The 6,556-nt window shown below is 55.3% G+C and carries 7 protein-coding genes and 1 pseudogene; 3 read left to right on the top strand and 5 right to left on the bottom strand.

Annotated elements, in window-relative coordinates; genetic code table 11:
- Window positions 1-27: 27 nt before the first annotated feature.
- From JTI85_RS04200 to JTI85_RS04185, 4 genes are all read right to left on the bottom strand, one after another.
- On the bottom strand, window positions 28-1,092 hold the full coding sequence (locus tag JTI85_RS04200; protein ID WP_219352157.1) for a DUF2955 domain-containing protein: 1,065 nt from the start codon (window positions 1,090-1,092) through the stop codon (window positions 28-30).
- On the bottom strand, window positions 1,082-2,149 hold the full coding sequence (locus JTI85_RS04195) for an HlyD family secretion protein (protein WP_219352155.1): 1,068 nt from the start codon (window positions 2,147-2,149) through the stop codon (window positions 1,082-1,084). The genes JTI85_RS04200 and JTI85_RS04195 overlap by 11 nt, the downstream gene beginning before the upstream one ends.
- Before the next feature lie 6 nt (window positions 2,150-2,155).
- Window positions 2,156-2,620 (bottom strand): MarR family winged helix-turn-helix transcriptional regulator, encoded by a 465-nt coding sequence (locus JTI85_RS04190; protein ID WP_061067166.1) that lies wholly within the window; start codon window positions 2,618-2,620, stop codon window positions 2,156-2,158.
- A 147-nt stretch (window positions 2,621-2,767) separates the two neighbouring features.
- The gene (locus tag JTI85_RS04185) at window positions 2,768-2,932 is read right to left on the bottom strand and encodes a DUF1127 domain-containing protein (protein ID WP_071887315.1); all 165 of its coding nucleotides are present in this window, start codon (window positions 2,930-2,932) and stop codon (window positions 2,768-2,770) included.
- 177 nt (window positions 2,933-3,109) lie between these two features.
- Between JTI85_RS04185 and JTI85_RS04180 the strand changes: the two genes are divergently transcribed.
- Window positions 3,110-4,522 carry a PLP-dependent aminotransferase family protein gene (locus JTI85_RS04180; protein WP_115601044.1) on the top strand — a complete coding sequence of 471 codons (1,413 nt, stop codon included), beginning with the start codon at window positions 3,110-3,112 and terminating at the stop codon, window positions 4,520-4,522.
- 51 nt (window positions 4,523-4,573) lie between these two features.
- Here the strand turns inward: JTI85_RS04180 and JTI85_RS04175 are convergent.
- A pseudogene (locus tag JTI85_RS04175) lies at window positions 4,574-4,948 on the bottom strand (ISNCY family transposase); the annotation flags it as partial.
- Window positions 4,949-5,136: 188 nt separating this feature from the next.
- Here JTI85_RS04175 and JTI85_RS04170 point away from each other — a divergent pair.
- Window positions 5,137-5,952 (top strand): AraC family transcriptional regulator, encoded by an 816-nt coding sequence (locus JTI85_RS04170; protein WP_101743006.1) that lies wholly within the window; start codon window positions 5,137-5,139, stop codon window positions 5,950-5,952.
- Between the two features lie 48 nt (window positions 5,953-6,000).
- The coding region (locus JTI85_RS04165) for a LysE family translocator (protein ID WP_219352151.1) at window positions 6,001-6,556 on the top strand (556 nt) is incomplete at its 3' end.

The raw sequence follows: 6,556 nt of genomic DNA, 5'->3' as shown, positions 1-6,556 counted from the left end.
GCCGCCATCCGGCACTCACAACCCCACTCACTCGGTGATCACAAATCGTGTCGCCGCAAAGCAGTTCAAAACCCGGTGCACCAGAAATACCATCGTTAACGTGGCCAGCAGCGCGACGGTAACGGAAGTGATGCGGTAGAGATCGCTGAATACCAGGTCCCTGTCCGGATGCAGGTTCTGCCCGAACATAATGCCGATGGTGGTGATACTGGCAAAACCCACGCCCGCACCGACTTTTTCCATCACGTGCAGGCGGGCGCTGAATGCCAGTCCAAGGCCAATCAGCGGCATCATCAGCAGCATATGGTTGCTGAAATCATAAATAAGCAGCTGCACCAGCAGAATGTACAGACAAGCCAGTACCACGCCGACCACGCGCCAGAGAGAGCTCAACACCGCGCCGCGATAATGCATCGGAAACAGGATCAAAATCCCAGCCATCAGCGCCGACAGCGAATCGCTCAAGTCACAGATCTGGAAAACCACAAATATCATTGTCGCCACCGAACCGGAAAGCAGCGACTCGTGGCGAACCCGGGCGTCATCTTTCTCAATGCGCGGGGGCGGCTGGCGGGGCTCTGCATCCGGGATCAGATAATGCAGCAACGCGCTCAGCGCCACCGCCATGACGCAGGCTTCCATATTGGAGAACATCAGCGTATGCCAGTTGGTGGTGGGATAGCTCATAAAGTTGAGCATCGTGCTCTGGCACACCACGCCCATTGAGCCGAACAGAAACAGCGGTCCTTTGCTCATCAAACGAAAACGCATCACGTACAGGCCAAATACCACCAGCGTCATAATCAGCGGCCATTGTGAGAGATAGCCGACAATCAGTACCATTTCGACGCAGTTCACCGCAGCACTGAACACAAACTGTTTGGCCACATGGAGGTTGAACACCGGCACCAGCGACAACAGCATCAGCGGATAAACCACAAAAAACACGCCGTACTGCACGTTATAAAAGGTCGAGATACTCAGCGCGATTGTCCCGGCAACCGAGATACGCAGAGTCTGGCGAAAATCATTGGCGGTGTAGACAATATTCCCGTGCGGCGTAAAGACGTGAGCCAGGGTGTTAATAGACATAATGCAGCCAGCTAACGAGATGGATCTGCGCTCCGGCAAAGGTGCGGGCGAACATCCCTTCGCTGTTATACAACTGCACCGTGGCGCGTGCCCCGGTCGGCAACGGCGTGTCGAGCGGTTCGTTCAGCGCGACGTGAATACGCATACGCTGGGCATCGCGCACCCAGCGGGTGGACTGTTCCGGTTGCGACAGCTGGCCGTTAACCTGCTCCTGGCCCGCCAGAATACCGGCATCGCTGCTGGTGACGCGGGCAGAGAAAACTTTGCCCGGCATGGCGTCGAACACCACGGCGGCATCGGTATCCACCCGGGTGTGGCGCAGGCTTTTCTCGCGAAAGTCAGCCACAATGTCGGTCTGGTGGCTGACCAACGCCAGCAATGGCGTGGCGGCAGTGGCGTAAAGTCCGGGACTAAGCTGGAGATTGCTCACCGTACCGTCGGTCTGTGCATACACTTTGCTCCAGCCGAGGTTCAGTTGCGCCTCTTCCAGCGCATTACGGTATTTTTGCAGCGTCACATTGCGGTTTTCATCGCGCTCGCCGCGCTGGATCAGCAGGTTCTGAATACTGGCGTTGAGCGCCGACACCGACTGCTCGCTGGTTTGCCAGGCGGTGCGCACCTTGTCGAGATCGGCTTGCGACACGTTCTGCATGGCGCTCAGGCGCTGATAGCGGTCAAAGGTGGTCTTGTCGTTCCGGGCGTTGAATTGCGCGGTGCGCAGGTTGGCACGGGCAGAGGCGATCTGCGCATCCAGCTGTTGGTTGCTCAGCTTTGCCTGCTTAAGGGCGATTTGCGCAGCCTCGACCTTATTGATAAACGGCGTCGGATCCAGTTCGTACAGCAAGTCGCCCTTTTTCACCTGGCTATTGTTATGTACATGCACCTGCGAGACGTAGCCGGATACGCGTGAGGAAACGGGCGTTACCACGCGCATCACCGTGGAGTCCGGCGTCAGCGGGATCCAGATATCGGCAACGATAAACCAGGCGAATATGACCAGGAAAGCGGCAATACTCACCCTTACCCAACGGGCAAATTTTTGTTCTGGGGTCATCATAGTTTTTTAGTGTTGATTGTCTTCTTCGCGGATTGTCCGCAAATTGCAGGCGAGTTGATTTAAGGTCGAGCTGAAGGCGGCAAGCTCCGCTTCAGGGATGGTACTCGTAACGCGATGTTGATAGTTCTCAATCAACCGGTTTAGTTCTTCCAGCCTTGTGCGGCCTTGCGCGGTCAGCGTGAGCAGGCGAATGCGTTTGTCATAAGGCGATGTGGTACGCAGCAGATAGCCGTGCTTTTCCAGCTGTGAGAGGGTACGCATCAGCGGCGGCAGTTCAATACCCTGCACCTGTGCCAGTTCACTGACCGAGACGTTGTCTCCCAGTTGATACAATTGCATCAGTACCGTCCAGCTTGACTGCGTCAGACCAGTGTCGGTAATGGCTGCATCAATAATGGCCCGCCACTGGCGCACCACCATTGCCATGCGCATCCCCATCGGGCGGCGGGCAAACAGTTCATCTTCAGTCATGTATCCTTCCCCTCATCGCTGATGAAGAAAATAATACTTATCATGGTAAGTATCAAGAAACACATCATTCAGAAGCATGAATTGATAAATACCATGAATACAAAAGAGGCCGGGCGATGACCCCCAGCCTCTGCCGATGAAAGAAAATCACTCCACCTGATCGCGTCGCAGCCCGACGTCCCGCAGCCGCTCGTCGCTCATCTGTTGCAATAAGCGCCGCGTTTGCGCCCGCAAATGCCAGCGTTTTATCACCTGCCAGATCTGCACAAATCCAATAAACGGCTGCTTTGCTTTATTTTCGTGAAATTCCATACCTTGCCTCCCCGTCTTGCCAGAGGCTTTATCTTCACGGATTTGGCCAGGCACAATACAGACTCACAAAGTACTTTTATTTAACATACAGATTGGTTAAAAAGGATTCTGCATCGCATTAATTACGCCAATCTGTACTGGTTTTTTAATCTGTATGGTACCCATGAGGGATACAGCATGACCCGTTACCAACATCTGGCCAATCTGCTGGCCGAACGCATTGAGCAAGGGCTGTATCGCCATGGCGAAAAACTGCCTTCGGTACGCAGCCTGAGCCAGGAGCACGGGGTCAGCATCAGCACCGTTCAGCAGGCGTATCAGACGCTGGAACAGCGTCAGTTGATCACCCCCCAGCCACGTTCCGGCTACTTTGTCGCGCCGCAAAAAGCGCAGCCTCCGGTGCCGCTGATGTCGCGACCGGTCCAGCGTCCAGTGGAGATAACCCAGTGGGATCAGGTGCTGGATATGCTGAAAGGCAACGCGGACAAATCCATCACGCCTTTCAGCAGTGGCGTACCCGATATCAATCAACCCAGCCTGAAGCCGCTCTGGCGCGAGTTAAGCCGCGTGGCGCAGCATAATCTGAAAGCGATTTTGGGCTACGATGAAATCTCCGGGTGCCGTGAACTGCGCAGTCAGATTGCGCGCCTGATGCTGGACAGCGGTTCAGTCGTCAATGCGGATGATATTGTTATCACCAGCGGCAGCCAGAGCGGAATGTCGCTGGCGCTGCTGACGGTCTGCCAGCCTGGGGACATTGTTGCCGTTGAATCACCCGCCTACTATGGCACGATGCAGCTGCTACGCGGCTTAGGCATCAAGGTGATTGAGATCCCAACCGATCCGGACACCGGGATCAGCATTGAAGCGCTGGAGCTGGCGCTGGATCAGTGGCCGATCAAAGGCGTGCTGCTGGTTCCCAACTGCAACAACCCTCTCGGATTCATTATGCCGGATACGCGTAAGCGGGCGGTGCTCGCCCTCGCCCAGCGTCACGACATCGTCATTTTTGAAGACGATGTGTATGGTGAACTGGCTACAGAGTATCCGCGGCCGCGCACCATCCACTCCTGGGACAGCGACGGCCGTGTAATACTCTGCAGTTCGTTTACAAAATCCGTCGCCCCCGGTCTGCGCGTCGGTTGGGTGGTTCCCGGTCGCTATTACAACAAACTGCTGCACATGAAGTACGCCGTCATTGGCACCAACGTTCCTGCCACGCAACTGGCGGCCGCCACCTTCGTGCGCGAGGGGCATTACCATCGTCATATCCGACGCATGCGCCAGATTTATCAGCGCAATATGGAGATCTACACCTGCTGGGTACGGGAGTACTTCCCCTGCGGGATCTGCGTCACCCGACCAAAAGGTGGCTTTATGCTGTGGGTAGAATTGCCGCAGCAGGTCGATATGGTCTGCGTTGCTAAACAGCTCTGTCGGTTGAAAATACAGGTCGCCCCGGGATCGCTGTTCTCCGCATCCGGAAAGTATCGTAACTGTGTGCGCATCAACTGCGCGTTGCCGCCCAACGAGAAGCATCAGGAAGTGATGCAAAAGCTCGGGGAAGCAGTAAAGGCGGCAATGGAGTAAATCAGACCGCCCGGTGCTACCGGGCTGGCGATTGCGCGGTTCAAGTCATATTTAATGGCTTAAGTCGTGAATATCGTCGGCGGAAAGCCGGGTAATTTGTTGTACCGTGTTGATATCGATACCGTCGGTCAGCATAGTGCGGGCAATACGGAGCGCTTCATCACGTCGCCCCTCAATTAGACCTTCCTGCTTACCTTTTTGCTGACCTTCGAGCCACCCTTTTTGAAATCCAGCCTCATGCAATCTGTCCGCGATCGTCATCAAATGCTCCTTATGCTGCGGTGAACGTTCGGCAACCCCACGAATAAACTCATTGAATCGAGGTGCATCGCCGGTTCGCAAAATATAATTAAACAGCGTCTTTATCTGGCTGTCATTAGTGGACCCAGTAACTAACAGAGAAACAATTTGCTCAACCAGTCCCATAGGTACGCCTCGCCCTCACCCCCGACTTTCTCTGTTTGCGAGGCGATTTCCGGGATAAAAACGTCCCTATGTAACGTCTGCATTTGTCTGGAACCCGTCACGCAGAATCGCTATCTCAATACGCATTCCCGCTTTTTGACCGCGCAGCCTGTGCTATAACAAATCATCACTTTCAGGGAGGACGCGATATGACATACACCCGGGATATTCCACAGTCGTTCTGGCGTGATGAACAGCTCCCGTGGCTGGAGCTGCGCAGCACCTGGCAAAGCCAGCAGGCCTATAAACGACATCACCACTCTCAGCTCTCAATCGGGGCAATTCTTGAGGGGGAAACATGCTGCCAGTGCAATGGCAAGGAATACCGTCTGAAAGTGGGCGATCTGATTGTGATCCCGCCACTGGCACCCCACAGCTGCAACCCCGTTAACGGGCAGTTTCGCAGCTATCACATGCTTTATCTTGATACCCAGTGGTGTCTTGCTAGTCTTCCTGCGCAGAACAACAACCAACTGCTTTGTTCGCGCGATCCCGTTATCCGCGATCCGCAATTATTCCAGCGCTATTTGGATCTTGTGGCACTTATGCAGCAACGGCAAACGACGCGGGTAACGGATGCCGCACAAGCATTGCTGCGCTCGCTGCCATTGCAGTCGGTAGCACCGGAGAACCTAAGCGCCGCCAGCCAGTATCTGCGCGAGCGGTTGCAGACCAACCTGCAGGCTCCGCCCTCGCTGGGCGATTTGGCGCAAGAGTGCAGCATGCGTAAAGAAACGCTGATCCGTACCTTTAAGCAGGACACCGGACTCACACCGGCAAGTTATCTGAACATCTTGCGGGTTGACTATGCCCGCCAGCGGCTTCGTGCCGGGGATGAGATTGCCGATGTCGGCTATCAGAGCGGGTTTGCCGACCAGAGCCATTTCCACCGCACCTTTGTCCGCTACACCGCAGCCACGCCGCGCCAGTATGCGTTGGGACGATCAATATCAGACAATAATTAGCGCTGCGCCAGGCGTACAGTTCTCTCAGATTCATTGTCTGAGGTCGCTATGTCGTTGCTTACTGAACTTTTTCCTTCTGCTTTCCCCGCGCTGGCGCTGGCGCATTTTGTCGCACTACTCAGCCCCGGTCCGGACTTCTTTTTACTGGTCGGTTATGCCGTACGATACCGGATGCGCGGCAGCACCGGGCTGTGCGTGGGGATCGCTATCGGCAACGGGTTGTATATCCTGCTGGCGATTATCGGTTGGGGGATCCTGCGCCAGCTTCCCCTGCTGTTTACCATTATTGAGCTGCTGGGCGCGCTCTATTTATTGTGGATAGGCAGCCTGCTGATACGCAGCCGCCCGCAAACTCTGACCGGAGCAGATGCCCGGTCTAACTGTCCAGGATTTGGTAAACAACTGCTGCTGGGATTAGGTTCGTCACTGCTTAACCCAAAAAATGCGCTGTTTTATCTGGCGCTGATGACCGCCCTGCTCGGCCCATCGGTAACGCTGCTGCAACAAGCAGTGAGCGGGATCTGGATGACCAGCGTGGTGCTGTTATGGGATCTGCTGATTGTGATGTTCATCGGCTTGCCGCAGATCCAGCGGCGGTTAACCA

Source organism: Citrobacter sp. Colony219 (assembly GCF_019382635.1).
Lineage (GTDB): Bacteria > Pseudomonadota > Gammaproteobacteria > Enterobacterales > Enterobacteriaceae > Citrobacter > Citrobacter youngae.
Note: the sequence above shows the minus strand (reverse complement) of the source record. Positions and strands in the feature narration are given on the sequence as shown.

Coding starts and splice junctions, on each gene's coding strand:
- JTI85_RS04170 (WP_101743006.1), top strand. CDS start 5,137: ATGACATACACCCGGGATATTCCACAGTCGTTCTGGCGTGATGAACAG.
- JTI85_RS04200 (WP_219352157.1), bottom strand. CDS start 1,092: ATGTCTATTAACACCCTGGCTCACGTCTTTACGCCGCACGGGAATATT.
- JTI85_RS04195 (WP_219352155.1), bottom strand. CDS start 2,149: ATGATGACCCCAGAACAAAAATTTGCCCGTTGGGTAAGGGTGAGTATT.
- JTI85_RS04190 (WP_061067166.1), bottom strand. CDS start 2,620: ATGACTGAAGATGAACTGTTTGCCCGCCGCCCGATGGGGATGCGCATG.
- JTI85_RS04180 (WP_115601044.1), top strand. CDS start 3,110: ATGACCCGTTACCAACATCTGGCCAATCTGCTGGCCGAACGCATTGAG.
- JTI85_RS04185 (WP_071887315.1), bottom strand. CDS start 2,932: ATGGAATTTCACGAAAATAAAGCAAAGCAGCCGTTTATTGGATTTGTG.